This window comes from Synechococcus sp. 'PEA 65AY6A-5F PE A' (genome assembly GCF_047462575.1).
Classification (GTDB): domain Bacteria; phylum Cyanobacteriota; class Cyanobacteriia; order Thermostichales; family Thermostichaceae; genus Thermostichus.
Genome location: NZ_JAOALE010000006.1, coordinates 1 through 15,615 on the forward strand (window position 1 = coordinate 1; position 15,615 = coordinate 15,615).

The 15,615-nt window shown below is 60.8% G+C and carries 12 protein-coding genes, 1 tRNA gene and 1 pseudogene; 9 read left to right on the top strand and 5 right to left on the bottom strand.

All coding sequences use genetic code 11. From position 1 onward, the window contains the following. Positions 1 to 45: 45 nt before the first annotated feature. The 5 genes and pseudogenes from GG26_RS03240 (at position 46) to GG26_RS03260 (ending at position 3,545) form a co-directional block, all read left to right on the top strand. A pseudogene (locus tag GG26_RS03240) lies at positions 46 to 495 on the top strand (DUF305 domain-containing protein). A gap of 112 nt (positions 496 to 607) precedes the next feature. Then, positions 608 to 2,224, top strand: coding sequence for an apolipoprotein N-acyltransferase (locus GG26_RS03245; RefSeq protein ID WP_011431519.1), 1,617 nt, complete (start codon positions 608 to 610; stop codon positions 2,222 to 2,224). An 82-nt stretch (positions 2,225 to 2,306) separates the two neighbouring features. Further along, positions 2,307 to 2,379 (top strand) — tRNA-Thr (locus tag GG26_RS03250). Between the two features lie 158 nt (positions 2,380 to 2,537). Then, positions 2,538 to 3,143, top strand: a complete 606-nt coding sequence (gene cbiT, locus GG26_RS03255; protein ID WP_011431520.1) for a precorrin-6Y C5,15-methyltransferase subunit CbiT — start codon at positions 2,538 to 2,540, stop codon at positions 3,141 to 3,143. 189 nt (positions 3,144 to 3,332) lie between these two features. Beyond that, positions 3,333 to 3,545 (top strand): hypothetical protein, encoded by a 213-nt coding sequence (locus tag GG26_RS03260; RefSeq protein ID WP_049749797.1) that lies wholly within the window; start codon positions 3,333 to 3,335, stop codon positions 3,543 to 3,545. A gap of 59 nt (positions 3,546 to 3,604) precedes the next feature. Here the strand turns inward: GG26_RS03260 and GG26_RS03265 are convergent, their stop codons facing one another. Next, positions 3,605 to 3,808 carry an RlpA-like double-psi beta-barrel domain-containing protein gene (locus GG26_RS03265; RefSeq protein WP_168173328.1) on the bottom strand — a complete coding sequence of 68 codons (204 nt, stop codon included), beginning with the start codon at positions 3,806 to 3,808 and terminating at the stop codon, positions 3,605 to 3,607. Positions 3,809 to 4,586: 778 nt separating this feature from the next. Here GG26_RS03265 and GG26_RS03270 point away from each other — a divergent pair. Then, the gene (locus tag GG26_RS03270) at positions 4,587 to 4,838 is read left to right on the top strand and encodes a ferredoxin-thioredoxin reductase variable chain (RefSeq protein ID WP_011431523.1); all 252 of its coding nucleotides are present in this window, start codon (positions 4,587 to 4,589) and stop codon (positions 4,836 to 4,838) included. Here GG26_RS03270 and GG26_RS03275 read toward each other — a convergent pair. After that, positions 4,835 to 5,308 carry a hypothetical protein gene (locus GG26_RS03275; protein ID WP_011431524.1) on the bottom strand — a complete coding sequence of 158 codons (474 nt, stop codon included), beginning with the start codon at positions 5,306 to 5,308 and terminating at the stop codon, positions 4,835 to 4,837. The two genes, GG26_RS03270 and GG26_RS03275, sit on opposite strands and share 4 nt — an antisense overlap. A gap of 229 nt (positions 5,309 to 5,537) precedes the next feature. Here GG26_RS03275 and ftsH point away from each other — a divergent pair, with 229 nt between their 5' ends. After that, positions 5,538 to 7,454: an ATP-dependent zinc metalloprotease FtsH gene (gene ftsH / locus GG26_RS03280; RefSeq protein WP_011431525.1), complete on the top strand. Its 1,917-nt coding sequence runs from the start codon at positions 5,538 to 5,540 to the stop codon at positions 7,452 to 7,454. 179 nt (positions 7,455 to 7,633) lie between these two features. On the opposite strand, the gene glgP is transcribed toward ftsH, so the two are convergent. The 3 genes from glgP to GG26_RS03295 all read right to left on the bottom strand — a co-directional run bounded on the left by glgP (position 7,634) and on the right by GG26_RS03295 (position 12,267). After that, a complete protein-coding gene (gene glgP, locus GG26_RS03285; protein WP_414388864.1) occupies positions 7,634 to 9,835 on the bottom strand; it encodes an alpha-glucan family phosphorylase in 2,202 nt (733 codons plus the stop codon). 410 nt (positions 9,836 to 10,245) lie between these two features. Further along, the gene (locus GG26_RS03290) at positions 10,246 to 11,442 is read right to left on the bottom strand and encodes a SpoIID/LytB domain-containing protein (protein WP_041438653.1); all 1,197 of its coding nucleotides are present in this window, start codon (positions 11,440 to 11,442) and stop codon (positions 10,246 to 10,248) included. Positions 11,443 to 11,742: 300 nt separating this feature from the next. Further along, positions 11,743 to 12,267, bottom strand: a complete 525-nt coding sequence (locus GG26_RS03295; RefSeq protein WP_414388866.1) for a nucleoside deaminase — start codon at positions 12,265 to 12,267, stop codon at positions 11,743 to 11,745. A gap of 187 nt (positions 12,268 to 12,454) precedes the next feature. Between GG26_RS03295 and GG26_RS03300 the strand changes: the two genes are divergently transcribed. Both GG26_RS03300 and GG26_RS03305 read left to right on the top strand, forming a co-directional pair. Further along, positions 12,455 to 13,687, top strand: a complete 1,233-nt coding sequence (locus GG26_RS03300; RefSeq protein WP_414388868.1) for an HhoA/HhoB/HtrA family serine endopeptidase — start codon at positions 12,455 to 12,457, stop codon at positions 13,685 to 13,687. Positions 13,688 to 14,005: 318 nt separating this feature from the next. Continuing rightward, the gene (locus tag GG26_RS03305) at positions 14,006 to 15,589 is read left to right on the top strand and encodes a serine/threonine-protein kinase (protein ID WP_414388870.1); all 1,584 of its coding nucleotides are present in this window, start codon (positions 14,006 to 14,008) and stop codon (positions 15,587 to 15,589) included. Positions 15,590 to 15,615 lie beyond the last annotated feature (26 nt).

Below are 15,615 nucleotides of genomic sequence, written 5' to 3' on the forward strand. Positions count from 1 at the left end.
TGTACATTATTTTCAGTATAGTCCAGCATATCATTGACTAGAGTCATGCTCCACCACGAGGGAGCGGTGAGCATGGCCACAGAAGCCCTGCAAAAATCCCGGCGGCGGGAAATTCGTCAGTTGGCCAGGGCCATTGGGGTCGCCCAAAGCCAAGAAATCAAGCAGATGCAAGACTGGCGGCTGAGCTGGTACCCGCTAGCTCCCTAGGAGCCCGTCATGTGGCATGAAGAGATGGGCCACCAGATGGCCATGACTCCAGAAATGATCTCGGCTATGCGCATGGATACCGACCTGGGAGCCGCTGACCCTGAGTTCGATCTGCGCTTCCTGCAAGCAATGATCCAGCACCACGAAGGAGCCCTGGTCATGGCTAGAGAGGCTCTGGAAAAATCCAAGTGCCCCGAGATTCGGCAACTGGCAACAGCCATTGTCACTACCCAGCAAGCGGAGATTGAGCAAATGCGGGCCTGGCAAAAGCGGTGGTATCCGCGCTAGGGCCGCTGGGATCGTTTGCAGGCCTCAGCAGGCTCTGTAAAGATGATGGGATGCGAGCAAGGCCGGCTCTTGCGGCTGCCCGCAGCACTCAGAGGATTCCCCTGCATTGCCAATGGCCCTAGAGCTGCCCTCCTTCCCTCAACACCCGGCTTTGCTCCCACCGCTTCGCCCAGAGTGGAGATCCCGCTGGCTGGCGGGGCTGGCCGTTTTGCTGCTGTGTTTGGGATCCCCCAACCGCTGGCTGCACTGGTTTCCGGGAGCGCTGCTGGGCCTAGCGCCTCTGTTTTACCTTTGCGAACAGCAACAGGGTTGGAGGCAGTGGCGTTTGGCCTATGGCCTCTGGTTTTGCGTGTGCCTGTACGCCTTCTGGGTGGATCCCTTCTCGCTTCAAGTGCTCAGCGCCTGGGAGATCCTGGGAGGAGCAGTGGTGGCTCCCCTGATCCCTCTGTTTTTCACAACAGCCACGGTCTTGAGCTTGGCGCTGAGCCGGCCCCTCCCCCCCTGGGCACGTCCCCTGGGCCTGGCCACGGTCTGGACAGGCCTGGATGGGCTGCTGGGCCTGCTCTGGTGGCCGATCCCCTTTCATTGGGGATCCCTGCTCTTTGACTGGCCCCTGGGGATCCAAATTGCCGATCTCACCGGGATCTGGGGAGTGACCTTTTTTGCCGTGTTCGTCAATGGCGTGGTTTGGCAGTTGGCCGAGCAGCTCCGCTGCCAATGGAGGGCAGAGGGATCCTGCTCGGGGGCCGAGAACCCGGATATCCGGCGCACGCTGGCCTGCGGCTTAGGTCTGGGGGGGCTGGTCTTGGCCTATGGCAGCCTGCGGCTGGCCTACTTTGATGTTTTAGCGGCGGCGGAAGGGGATCCCAGCTTTCGCGTGGGGACGGTGCAGCAGGTGGCCTGGTTGGAAGCCGATCGCAGTTGGGAGTACCGCAGCCAGCGCTACCGGGAGTTGCACCAGCTTTCGGCCCAGGCGGTGGCCGAGGGGGCGCAGTTGGTGATCTGGCCGGAAGGAGCCTTGCGGGCCCGGTTGCTGAACACCCCCCTGCAACCCCATGTGATCGAGCCAATGCGAGCCATCCTCCCCCCAGAAGGGGCTTTGATTACGGGGGCCACGGAGCCGGATCCCCGCACAGCCCACCTGCCGGAGGAGGAGCAGCGATTTTTCAACACCGCCCTCTTCTTCAACGCCCAAGGCCAAGTGCTGGATTGGTTTGGCAAGCAGTGGATCTTCCCCTATTTTGAGTCGGGGCGCTACGCGCCCTCCCCAGATGGCTATCGGCCGCTGGCGGGAGGGGAGCTGTTTGGGCCTTTGGGGGTGATGATCTGCTTGGAGAGTGTATTGCCCGCCCCCAGCCGAACTCTGACCCGCAATGGAGCAGAGTCGTTGATCGTGATCTCCGACGATAGCTGGTTTGGCAACAGCCACTGGCCTATGCTCCACGGCCGGCTTTCGGTTTTCCGGGCGGTCGAGAACCGGCGCAGCGTGGTCTTTGTCAACAACACCGGCGGCAACCTGGTGGTGGATCCCTCAGGTCGACTCCAGCAGGTGGGCCCGATTTTTCAGCGCGGAGTGGTGACTGGAGAGGTCAGGCGGCAATCCCAGGTAACCTTCTACACGCGCACAGGCGACTGGCTGGCCTGGTTAACCTTAGGTCTTTCTCTAGGATTGACGGCCTGGGGATCCCGAGCAGGGCAAGGATGCGCTAAGATTGGTGAGCATCAATAGTCTAAGTCAGCTTTCCCGTCCCGCGTTCCCAGTTTGCGCTGCTGAACTGGCTGAACAAAGGGATGCGGAATTGCTTACCCTTGCTGATGTAGCTCAGTCGGTAGAGCAGCTCACTCGTAATGAGCAGGTCATCGGTTCGAGTCCGATCATCAGCTTTGGAGCCTTGTCCGGCCCTCACGGGGCTACTGACCTAGGCTGGCCTAGCGCGGGGATCCCCTCTCCCAGGAGGGGGACATGAAGAGCGTAGCCAGTTGGTCGGGGCTTCGCCTTATGCTGAGAAGTATGGCCATTTCCCCGGCAGCGGTCTTTGGCAATGGCAACCCCCTTCTCTTGGCCCTATCGCACCCCAGGGATCCCGGACTCCGCCTTTGAGCGGATCCCGGGGATCCCGATGAGCCCCCGCGAGGTACGCGTGCTGGTGCTGAGCCAGTTGCGCCTGGGAGAAGACCACTGCCTATGGGATATCGGCGCCGGGACAGGCACCATCGCCATCGAAGCGGCCATTCTCTGCCCCCGCGCTCGCGTGATTGCCATCGAGCGCGATGCCGAGGTGGTCAGCTTGATCGAGAGCAACTGCGAGAAATTCGGCCTCAACAACGTGCAAGTAATCCAGGGCACCGCCCCCGATTGCTTGCATCAGCTCTCTCCGCCCCCCGATCGCATCTGTATCGAAGGTGGCCATCCCCTACGGGAGATCCTGGAGGCCTCCTGGAACCATCTCAAACCCAACGGCAGGATTGTGGCGACCACCAACTCTCTGGAGGGGCTCTACGGCCTCTCTGCCGGGCTGGCTGCCGTGCGAGCTCATCATGTGGAGGTGATCCAATCAGCCGTGAACCGCCTGGAACACCGCGGTCGCAGCCAACTGTTGCTGCCTCTGGATCCCACCTTTGTGTTAAGCGGGGAAAAATCCAGCTAAATCTTGTAAGAAATCCGTTTATATTTTTTGCAAATCCCTTCGCAAAGTAATGGGCTCAAGAAAATTGGGCTAGCCCAAGCCCTCTTTGGAGATCGGCAAAGCACAAACCTTAAGCTATGCCGATATTTCTAGATTGCAGACTTTCATTTGCCCTTATACCAGAGACAGAGAGCTGCGGATCCCAGGGCCATGGATGAATTGCAACACCCCTTTCCCGAATCACGAGAAGTGAGGCTGCGACAACTGCTAATTCGAGAGCGCTGGCCGGAAATGCTGAAGGGCTGCCGGGCCTGCATCCATTGGGACGACTTCAAGCGACCCGAATGCTGCGGCGACTGCGGCATTGGCGATCGCCGCAGACAAGAAGCAGAAAACCAGCCCAGCAAATCTTCAGGCATTTAGCCTGGGCAGATTCTCCCCATCGGGAGCCGATTCTAGTAGTTATTTTTGCCCAGCAATTTCTACCTTAGGCTCATCAAAACGCCGGAGAGAGGAACTTCTTGGGGAGGCAGCAGAGGCACCTCTACTTTCGCCACTTCCTGCTCGTAAATGCCCAGCTGGCGAGCGGCAGCCGTCGAAATATCCAGATCTCGACCGCGAACAAAAGGGCCCCGAGCCAGAACATCCACCACCACTCTAGGCCTGGGATCCTCAGAATTGGTCAAAGTCTCCCAAAAACGTGTCCGGGAATACACTGATGAGCCCCACGGATCCCAGGTTCCGCAGAGGGATCTTTCGGCTGAAGTCAGTGGGCTTGGGTTGGGGCAATGCTCCCAGAAGCCGGCGCGGCTCCTCAAGGGCGAGGGGATCCCGGAGAAATGCAAACCACTGTATCAATTTCTACATAGTTCTCTACATTCCGCAGTCTTCGTTAGGGGCTGAGCTAGAGTGTTTCCAGCAGGCTCCTGGGGTGGGCTGCCTTTTCAGGAGGCCAAGTGCCGCGACTGATCGCATCAGCGGGCTGGAGGCACTTGGTTAGCAATTGGCAGGAGTAGCGATGCCAGCATCGCAACGGCAAGCTAGGCGCGAGAACAGCCTGGCCAAGCTTCGCAAGGAACGCCGGAGGGCAAGCAGAGGATCTAGGCCCAGCGGCCCAAAACATGTTACAGGTTCTCCCCCAGCCTGAAACCTCCGTAGGGGCGAGGGGGCGTACACAGAAGAGCTTACAGCCGTGTTGGTACCTATGTTTGCCGTGGATGGGAAAACCCCCCTGATGTTAATCAAACCCAGCTCCGCCAGACGGTGGGTAGCAAGCGGCGAAGCCACACTCCCCTGGCAGCGAGGTGAGCGGGGCGTGCGGCTGAAAGCAACCAATCGAGTGAGTTTGCAGGAGGTCGCTCCTGGCAAGCAGCTATGGCAAAATGCCAACCTAGGGTATTGCAAGTTTTTAACGTTCAACGGTTGGAGGGCACGGCTCCTAACAGCGCCGTGTAATGGTGTGTGATGAAAGTCGGAGATCGAGTGCGGGTGCGTACCAGCGTGATCGTCTATCACCACCCGGAACATCGCAATCAACCTTTTGACCTCAAAGGTATGGAGGGAGAAGTGACGGCTGTGATCCAAGACTGGAACGGCCGCCCGATCAGCGCTAATTTTCCCTTTCAGGTGCAGTTTGGGAATAAGTTCCGCGCCCACCTCCAGGCCGACGAGCTGGAGGTGATCGAGGCGAGCCCTTCCTCCGAGCCTGCGGCCTAGGTGAGACCCAGCAGGGTACGGTTGGTTTCCAGAATCGGCTGGATCAAAGCAAACTCCGCGGGGGTGAGGTACTTGGCTATCACCTCTTGCAAGAAGCGGTAGGTAGCCTCACAACTGCGCTGGGTGCGGAAGGCCCGCATCAAGGTCTGAAACCAGTAGAGAAATCGCTCCTTGTAGCGCTGCTCATCGTCTAGGAGCATGGCCAAAGCCGAGAGGCGCAAAACCCGCACGGTGTCGGCTCTCCATTTGTTGCGGAAATCCTCCACCCCTCGCATGAGCAAGTAGGGATCCAGAGCGCGCAGCTTCGCCTCCACCTCGCCGACAATCTGGGCTTCCGCCGCTTGGATTTTGCGATAGGCGCCCAGGCGCAGCTCAAAGGAGGCCAGGTAGCTCTCCATGAACTGCATCTCCTCATCTCTGAGGTAGCGTCCGTCGGCAGCCAGGCTCAGTTGGCGCAGTTGAGTCAGCATGGGGATTCCCTAGAAAACCAAGGAAAGAGGGGGAGTGCGGCCCTTTCGCCCCCGATCCTAGCCGCAAGCCCGTTGACAAAAGTGCGCGATCCTGCGGATCTTCGGCTATTCTCCCCGGCCTCTCAGCCGGGTTAATATTAATTAATAGTCTATCGTTGCAAGAATCCACTCGACCCCAGATGCCATCTGTGAGTTCGATAAAAAGCACCCTTTGGGAGGAAACGCTTCCGTGAGTCAGAAAGGTAAAAACAAAAAATGGAGAAGCGCCGGATTGTACGCGTTGCTGGCCATTGTCTTGATCTCGCTGGCCACAACCTTCTTCGGCACCCGTCCGGCTGAGCGTCTGGAGATCAGCTACTCCGACCTGATGAGCCGCATAGAACGGGGCGAGGTCAGCAAAGTCTTGGTCGAGATCGCCCCCGATGGTCGCCAAATTGCCATTGCCGAGGCGGAAATCAACAACCGCGCCACCCAAGTGCTGGTCAACCTGCCTCCCCTCACCCCCGAGTTTGAGAACACCTTGCTTGCGCAAGGGGTGGAGCTGGCGGTGCGCCCGGTTCAGGAGGAGGGTCTGCTGGGGCGCATCCTCAGCACCTTCTTCCTGCCCGTCTTGCTGCTGCTTGGCCTGTTTTTCCTGTTGCGCCGAGCCCAAAACGGCCCTGGCAGCCAGGCGCTCAACTTTGGCAAGTCGAGGGCAAGGGTGCAGATGGAGCCGAAAACTCAGGTTACCTTCAACGATGTGGCTGGTGTTGACCAGGCCAAGTTGGAGCTGGCCGAGGTGGTGGACTTTTTGAAAAACCCCGAGCGGTACAACGCTCTGGGCGCCAGGATCCCGCGCGGGGTGTTGCTGGTCGGCCCCCCAGGTACAGGTAAAACCCTGTTGGCCCGCGCTGTGGCCGGAGAGGCGGGTGTGCCCTTCTTCTCCATTTCTGGCTCTGAGTTTGTGGAGATGTTTGTTGGAGTGGGGGCCTCGCGGGTGCGGGATCTGTTCGAGCAGGCCAAGCAAAATGCCCCCTGTATTGTCTTCATCGACGAAATCGATGCCGTGGGTCGGCAGCGGGGAGCCGGCCTAGGAGGTGGCAACGACGAGCGGGAGCAAACCCTGAACCAGTTGCTGACCGAGATGGACGGCTTTGAGGGCAACTCCGGCATCATCGTTATCGCCGCCACCAACCGCCCCGATGTGTTGGATGCAGCGCTGCTGCGGCCCGGTCGCTTTGACCGCCAAGTGACGGTGGATCGCCCCGACTTCCAGGGCCGCCTGGAGATCCTCAAGGTGCATGCCCGCGGCAAAACCTTGGCCGCCGATGTGGATCTGGAGAAATTGGCCCGCCGCACCCCTGGGTTTACCGGCGCAGACCTGGCCAACCTACTCAACGAAGCGGCCATCTTGGCGGCCCGCCGCAACCTCACCGAGATCTCGATGGACGAGATCAACGACGCCGTGGATCGGGTGTTGGCTGGCCCAGAGAAGAAGGATCGCCTCATGAGCGAGCGGCGCAAGGAGCTGGTGGCCTACCACGAGGCAGGACACGCCCTGGTGGGATCCCTCTTGCCCAACTACGATCCCATTCAAAAGGTCAGCATCATTCCCCGCGGCCAGGCGGGCGGCCTCACCTGGTTCATGCCCAGCGATGATGACATGGGCCTGACCACCCGTGCCCACTTGAAAAACATGATGACCGTCGCCCTGGGGGGTCGGGTGGCAGAGGAGGTGGTCTATGGCGAGGCGGAGGTGACCACGGGGGCAGCCAGCGACCTACAGCAGGTGGCCCGCATTGCCCGCAACATGGTCACCCGCTTTGGCATGAGCGACCGCCTGGGCAACGTGGCCCTGGGACGCCAGTATGCCAATATCTTCCTAGGCCGTGAGATCGCTGCAGAGCGGGATTTCTCCGAGGAGACGGCGGCCCTCATCGACGAAGAGGTGCGACGTCTGGTGAATGAGGCCTACCAACGGGCCACTTACCTGATCCGGGAAAACCGCGCCCTCTTGGATCGCATCGCCCGCCGCTTGGTGGAGGCCGAAACCATTGATGGGGAAGAGCTGCAAGCGATCATCGACAGCTCGGAGGTGGTGATGCTACCGCCTGAGGAGGAGCCGGAGCCGCTGACCTTCCCGATAACCCTCAACGCTAGTGCCTAGTCTCCATGGACACAGGCCAGGGATCCCTGCCTTTTCGCCTGAGGAGGGCGGGGATCCCGATTTTTGCATGATGATAACTATCTCCCCTCTCCCAGAGAGAGGTTGGGGGTGGTCGCGTCGGCGGCGCGGCGCGCTTGGGCCATCCCTCAGGGAGAAGGGCTGGGTTGAGGGAGGCTAACTTAGCTAACGACGGCCGAGCCCGACAAGATGCGACTCACCTCCGTTTCGATAGGCTGGGGCTCATACATTTTCAGGACGTACTCAGCCACCATGCGGTCGGTGTTGAAGACCGGGTTGAGGGTGCGGATTGCTTCTTTCATGCGAGCAATCCAGCGGCGCGGGATCCCTTTTTCATCCCGGTCGTAGAACATAGGGATAATCTCGTATTCCAACACATCGTAGAGGGAGCTGGCGTCCAGATCGTCTTGGGCGGCTGGATCCAGACCTTCGATTTCTTGGCCGATGGCCCAGCCATTGCGACCGTTGTAGCCTTCGGGCCACCAGCCGTCCAAAACGGAGAGGTTGAGCCCCCCGTTGAAGCCCACTTTTTGGCCGGAGGTGCCGGAGGCCTCCAGAGGACGCCGCGGGTTGTTCAGCCAAAGATCCACCCCTTGGACCAAATTGCGGCTGACGTAGGCATCGTAATTCTCAATAAAGGCGACCCGGTGAGCCACCTCAGGCCGATTCGACCATTCCACCACCCGTTGGATCAGGCGCTTGCCTTCTTCATCTCGCGGGTGAGCCTTGCCGGCAAAGATAATCTGCACAGGGTACTCTTTGTTGGTGAAGATGCGGGTCACTCGCTCGAGATCGCGCAGGATTAGATCTCCTCGCTTGTAGGTGCTGAAGCGGCGGGCAAACCCAATCGTCAGGATCTTGGGATCCAACAACTGGTTGACGGCCTGGAGACGTTCGTTGCTTTCGCCGCGGTTGCGCCGCGCCCGCAACACCCGGTGGCGGGTAAAAGACACCAACCGCTCCCGCAGGGCTTCCTTGCGCCGCCACAGCTCCTCATCGGGAATTTCTTCCACCTTGGCCCACAGCTCCGGATCCGACACCCGCTCCGGCCAGTTGGGACCCAGGTATTGGTCGTAGAGGTTCCAGAAGAGGGGGGCAACCCAGGTGCGGGCGTGAACCCCGTTGGTAATGGAGCCGATGGGCACCTCCTCCACCGACCGCTCTGGGTAGAGCACATGCCACATTTGGCGAGAGACGCGCCCATGTAACTTGCTCACCCCGTTGGCTGCACGTGCGTAGCGCAAAGCCAGCACCGTCATATTGAAGCGCTCCCAGGGATCCCCGCCGCGCCGCGCCCCCAGAGCCAAAAATTGCTCCCGCGTCAAGCCCAGTTGCGGCCAGAAAGAGGCAAAGAACGCATCCATCTCGTTGGGGCTGAAAGCATCGTGCCCAGCCGGCACCGGCGTGTGAGTGGTGAAGACACACTTTTCCCGCACCTTGGCCTCTGCCGCCTCAAAGGGCGTACCCCGTGCCACCTCCTCCCGCAGCAGCTCCAAAGTCAAGAAGGCAGCATGCCCCTCGTTCATGTGATAGACCATGGGATCCAGGCCCAACTGGCGCAGCAGGCGCACCCCCCCAATGCCGAGGATACACTCCTGGGCAATACGCGTATCGGTGCTGCCGCCGTAGAGATGGGCAGTAATCCAGCGGTCGATGGGATCATTCTCCGGCAGGTTGGTATCCAGCAGGAAGAGGGGCACCCGCCCCACGTCCACCCGCCAGGCGCGTGCCTTCACCAGCCGCTGCCGCATTGCCACTTCCACCAACAGAGGGCTGCCATCTGGCTGCCGCACCAACGTCAGAGGCAGCGCGTCAAACTCGCAATCTTCGTACAGCTCCCCTTGCCAGCCGCTGAGATCCAGGCGCTGCCGGAAATAGCCTTGGCGGTAGAGCAATCCCACGCCCACCAGCGGCACCCCCAGATCGGAGGCGGATTTGAGGTGATCGGCAGCCAGCATGCCCAGGCCCCCGGAGTAGATGGGCAAAGACTCGTGCAGGCCGTACTCAGCGCAGAAATAGGCAATAGGACGCTGCCAGTCGTAGGTCTTCATGGTGCGCTTGGCCCAGGTATCCTCAGCCGCCATGTACTGCCGATAGGCCTGCACCATGCGATTGAGGGTGTTGAGGTAGTTGACGTCAGTAGCCAAGGCCGCCAAGCGCAAGTAAGAAACCTCCTCCAGCATGCGCACCGGGTTGTGAGAGGTTTTTTCCCACAGGGCGGGATCCATTTCCCGGAAAATGGTGAGGTGATCGGGGTTCCACGTCCACCAATAGTTACGGGCGATCTCGCACAGGGGCGTGAGCGCCTCCGGCAGCACCGGGCAACGTTCGGGAAAAGCGGGGGCTAAAGTGGCAAGGGACATAGGACAGATACCTGGGGTTGAAGCTATAGGCCGGAAAAAGAAGCGGCAGAGGTTAATCGTGCCTGGTAAACGTTTCTAATTTTTTATTATTGAGCCAACTTTGAGAATTCTGGCAGGAGGATTCAGGATCTCTACAAAATCTGCAGCAGCTCCAAGCCAGATTTCCTCAGTCTTTTCCCAGATCTTGCAACAACAATGGCCACCGGCAGTTCGGTTTTCAATCTCAGAGAAGGCTGCTGATCGATCTGCGGCCTGTCTGAAGAGACGGTGCTGCATCGGAGTTAACAGAGTTTCCAGAATTGCCACTGACTCCTGATCCCGGCAGGGCAATCTAAACTGCCACAAGCTCGGCAAAGCTTTAGCTGCCTTCGCTACCAAATGGCCTTTTTCGATAGGAGCTCCGACTGAGCCTAGCGTCCCTCCACCACGGCCAAGCTGGTGTTGCGGTAGTAGTGGCTGAGGATCTGTTGGTAGGAATAGTTTTGGCTGGCCAGGGCGGCAGCTCCCCATTGGCTCATGCCCACCCCGTGCCCGTAGCCGCGCCCTTGGATTTGGAAGAAAGCGGGAAAGTTTGCCCCAGCAGGGGTCAGGCTGGCGGTGGTGGCCGCCTCCCCTCGTGGGCTGATGGCGATCATCGTGCTGCGCAACCCCAGAGCCCGCCGGAATTCGCTGCCGCTGACGTCTTTGCTGCCTTGGGATCCCACTAGGCGCAGGGTGATGGCCCGTCCCCAGGGAGAGCTGCGCAGGATCTCAATGGATCGGATGGCCCCGATCCCGCCGGCCAACTGCTGGAGCTGTTGGGCAGGAATGGTAGCCGTCCAGCTAAACACCGGCGAGTGGTGATCGAAATCGGGCACCCCCTGCAAGTAGGGCCGCGACTCCAGCCAAACATTGCCGGCATCGTCTGTGTGGCCGCCGCCGGAGGAGTGGAAAACGGCGTTGATCAACTGCCCCTGGTGGACGAGAACCTGGCCGGCAGTCTCGCGGGCTGCTGCCTGGGTGCGGTTGGATTCGGCAGCCACCCCTTTGTAAACCTGCCAATCAATCCCACTCCCCAAGTCAAAAGGCTGCTGGGAGCGACGACTGCGATGGTAGAGGGCATAGGTGCGGGAGGCCACGGCTTGGGCTTTGAGGGCCTCCATCGGGAAGCGGTGCCCCATCTCGCTGCCCACCACGCTGGAAACGTAGTCCTCCAAACCAACTTGATTGATGGCGATCACTCCACTTTCGCCGGGGATCAGCTCCACCCAGCCGCGGTACCAGTTCTGGTCGATGAACACCAACCCATCGGGGGTGGTGGGCTGTAGGTAAAGGCGTTCTCCCTGCTGGCCGGCCAAACTGACCGCCGAGCCTATCCGGCTGGCCTGCAGCGGCTGCATGGCCGGAACTTCGGCCAGCGGTTGTCCCTGGGCATCCAGCAGGCGGGCCGGGGCAGAGCTGCCGAGCCTGACCTGCGGCTTGTTGACGGCAATCCCCACCCGCAGCAGCACCCGCGCCTGCACCGGAAAGGCCAAGCAGAGCCAAGCCCAAACCAGAAGGCCGATCCCCCTAAGCCAAGCCGAGGGCAGTGGGGACACAACCGGAGAAGAAAAGAGAGCTACACTCACACGTCACTCCTCTGGGAAAGACCACCCAAGAGCAACGGATCCCTGTCTGCCGATAAACCACTTCGGAGGAGGGATCCAGAAGGAAACTGCGATCCTGCGGTGAGGATTGCCCAACCAACCCCTCAAGCGACCGACCAACCAAAGCGCTCCCGCCTTCAAAGAGCTTTGCCTTCGAGGCCGCGGCCGGATCCCAGCCAGCTGCTCGCGCTGGCGGGCCGGGGGCCTTCCGATATGACAGTATCAAAAACCGCTTGCCGATGCACGACCTCAACCCGGCCTTTTTGTCGCCCAAGTTCCCCGTCAGGTTGCCAGAGGGATCCCCCGCCGGCGGCTAAACCACTGCTGCAACAGGCGACGACACTCGGCCTCGCAAACTCCGCCGATGACCTCTGGGCAATGGAAGCTGGCGGCAGAAGCGGGCAGGTTGAGCACGCTGCGCAGCGCGCCGGCCTTGGGATCGTCGGCGCCGTAGATCACCTGGGCCAGCCGCGATTGGCTGATCGCCCCCGCGCACATGGGGCAGGGCTCCAGGGTCACGTACAGCCGACAGCCCTGCAACTGCCAGTCGCCCAGGCGCTGCCCCGCCTGCCGTAGGGCCAAAATCTCCGCGTGGGCCGTAGGATCCCGATCCTGTTCCCGCCGGTTGCTGCTTAGGGCCAACAGCTCTTCCCCCGGCCCCACCACCAGAGCCGCCACCGGCACCTCGCCCGCTTCTCCCGCCCGCTCGGCTTCTTGCAGGGCCAACTGCATCCAGGCGCGGTGGCGTTGCCATGGATCCCGCTCCGGCGGTGCTGAGGAAGGGAGGTGAGCTAGATTCCCGGTCATCGCTAGGCTCTTGAGCCCTGTCTTTGCCCGCAAGATTTGCTAAGTTAAGCACATATCCCCTAAACAGCTAAAAGAAGAATAGGCCAAAGTAAACCGGGTCTGCTTGCGCAGGTGGGTAGCGCCGGTCTGCCTGAGCTTCCTCAGTGCAGTGTTTTTGGGGCAATACGGCTGAGCTCTGGGAGGGATCATGACACGGCTTCTACGGCAAACATTTCTGGCGATGGCTTTGTTTGGCGGAGGCATTGCCTATGGGGTCTGGTTGTCCTCGCCAAGGGGGCAAGCATGGCTGCAGCAAACTCCCCTTGCCACTTGGTCGCAGCGGGCTGGAGAGGGGGTGGGATCCCTTCTGCCTTGGTCTGAGTCCCCTCCTGAGTCTGCCTCTCCTGCCGATGCCGTGCGGCCTTCCAATTTCATTGCCGCCGTTGCCCAAAAGGTGGGACCGGCGGTGGTGCGCATCGACGCCACCCGCACCGTGGCCAGCCCTATTGATCCCGAGCTGTTCAACCAGCCCCTGTTCCGCCGCTTCTTTGGGGGCCAAATCCCCCAACTGCCGCAAGAGTTTCAGCAGGAGGGCACCGGATCCGGATTCATCATCGATCCCAATGGCCTCATTCTCACCAATGCCCACGTGGTGGAAGGCAGCGAGCGGGTGAGGGTGCATCTGCTGGATGGGCGCACCTTCGAAGGCAAAGTCAAAGGCTCAGACCCGGTAACCGACATCGCCGTGATCCAGATCGAGGGCGAAAATCTGCCCACGGTGACCCTGGGCAACTCTGACCAGGTGCGGCCAGGAGACTGGGCCATTGCCATTGGCAACCCACTGGGCCTGGACAACACGGTAACGGCGGGGATCATCAGTGCTGTCGGACGCTCCTCTGGGCAAATCGGGGCTGCCAACAAGCGGGTGACCTTCCTGCAAACCGACGCGGCCATCAACCCTGGCAACTCTGGCGGTCCCTTGCTGGATGCGGAAGGTCGGGTTATTGGGGTGAATACGGCCATTTTCCAGCGGGCTCAGGGTGTTGGCTTTGCCATTCCCATCAACCGCGCCATGGAAATTGCCGAGCAACTGATCCGCAATGGCCGGGTGGAGCATGCCTTCTTGGGCATCCGCATGATTACCCTCAACCCCGATTTGGTGGAGCGCCTCAACCGGGACCCGGGCCGATCCACCACGCTGACAGTGCAAGAGGGGGTGTTGATCGGGCAGGTAATTCCGGGATCGCCGGCTGAGCAAGCTGGCCTGCGGGAAGGGGACGTCATTGTTGAGATTGACGGCCAACCTATTCGCGACGCCGAGCAGGTGCAGCAGTTGGTGGATGCCGCCGGCGTGGGCAAGACCCTGACGCTGCGGGTCATCCGCGATGGACAAGTGCGCATCTTCCAGGTGAAAACGGGGGTGCTGCCGGTGGGCTCTTGAGCAGGCAAGCTGGGATCCCGATCCCTACCTTATTCTCAGCAAGCTCCCCTCCAAAGACTTGGAGTCGTTTTAAACTAGGTGAAAACACTCTGCCGCCATCCAAGCGCTCCGCGCCGCTGGCGCGTTTGCGACAGCCCTGCCTACCAATAACGACGTAGAGAAACGTTTCGTTGCTATTTGAAATGACCACAATCCCTGGGGCGATAGAGCCACCGCTGTGCCCGACAGGGGGTCTGCCCGGCAACGAGTAGTTTTACGTGCCGTCCGTTGTTGATCCCCGTGACAGAATAGCCCTAGAGGCGGGGAGCGAGATCGCGTATGGCTTGGGCAGTTGGCGAAGAATTGCAGGGGGGGCGCTACCGCATCGAGGCCGTTTTGGGGGAAGGGGGCTTCGGCATTACCTACCGCGCCTGGGACAGCGTCCGTGCTGAGGATGTGGTTATCAAGGTCTTAAAGGACAGCATCCGCGAGGATCCCGACTATCCTCGCTTCCAGCAAAACTTCATGAACGAGGCGCTGCAACTGGCCCGCTGCCGTCACCCCCACGTGGTGAAGGTGGAGGAGGTCATTTGGGAGCGGGATTGTTGGTGCATTGTGATGGAGTACGTTCGCGGCCAGACGCTGCACCAGCTTTTGCGGCAAAAGGGGCCGCTGCCCCTGCCGGAGGCCCTGCGCCTGACGCGAGAGGTGGGATCCGCCCTCATGGCCCTGCACGAACAGGGGATCCTGCACCGCGATGTGAAGCCGGCCAACATCCTGGTGCGGGAGGGATCCGGGCAAGCGGTGTTGATCGACTTTGGCCTGGCGCGGGCCTACGCCCAAGGTTTGATCCAGCGCCATACCTCCTACGGCACCGATGGCTACGCCCCCCTGGAGCAGTACGACAGCCTGCGCCGCCGCGGCGCCTTCACCGATGTCTATGCCTTGGCCGCCACCCTCTACACCCTGCTGACGGGGATAGTGCCCTTGTGCGCGCCGGTGCGGGCCACAGGCCGGCAGTTGGATCCCCCCCGCAGCCTTAACCCCAGCATTCCTGAAGAGGTGGAGGCCGCCATCCTCAAAGGGATGGCTCTCCACCCCGAAGAGCGCCCACAAACCATGGCCGAGTGGCTGGCCCTGCTGCCGGGAGCGGCCTCTCAAGAAGAGAAGAAGCCGCTGACCTTTGAGCCCGCCATCCGCACTCAAGATCTGCGGCAACTGGAGCGGCTTCTGGCCCCGCAACCCCAAGATGAGCTGGAACAGCTCCTGGCCCAGCACTCGGCAGAAGAGCTGGAGCAAATGGTGGCGCCCCCTACCCCTGCCACGACAAAGAAAAAAGAGGGGGCATCCGGATCCCTGGTTTCTCCCGAAGTTTGTCTAGAGGGACAGGGATCCCTGCCCGCTACTCTCCCCTGGCCAGACTGGGTGGGAGAAGCGGCTCCTGCCCTACAAGGGCTGTGGGATCGGCTGCGGGCTGGCCAGTGGGGGGAAGCCGATCGCTGGACGACGGCTCTAATGTTAAAGCTGGGCGGGCGATCCCAGGTGGGCTTTTTCGATCCCAAGGATGTTGAAGCTTTCCCCTGCCCGATGCTGCGGCTAATCGACCAACTTTGGACGCAGGCCAGCCATGGACGCTTTGGCTTTACCGTCCAGAAGCAGCTCTGGCAGGAGTGTGACTCGGAGAAAAGGGGAGGGCTCAGCTCGAGATCCTTCTCGGCCTTGCCCCGCGAAGAGTGTATGGGAGAGAAAGTGGGTTGGCAGATCCAGGGCCGCTGGCTGGAGTACGGGGAGCTCAAAACCAACTTGGAAGCGCCCAAGGGCCATCTGCCGGTGGGCTTTTTCTGGGGATACTCGGGGGGGTTACGCGCAGCCCTGCTGATGCTGGATCGGGCGGTATTGAAAAAGTTCAAAGCCTGCCTGTAAAAAACTTCCCCCTCCTGGGGATACAA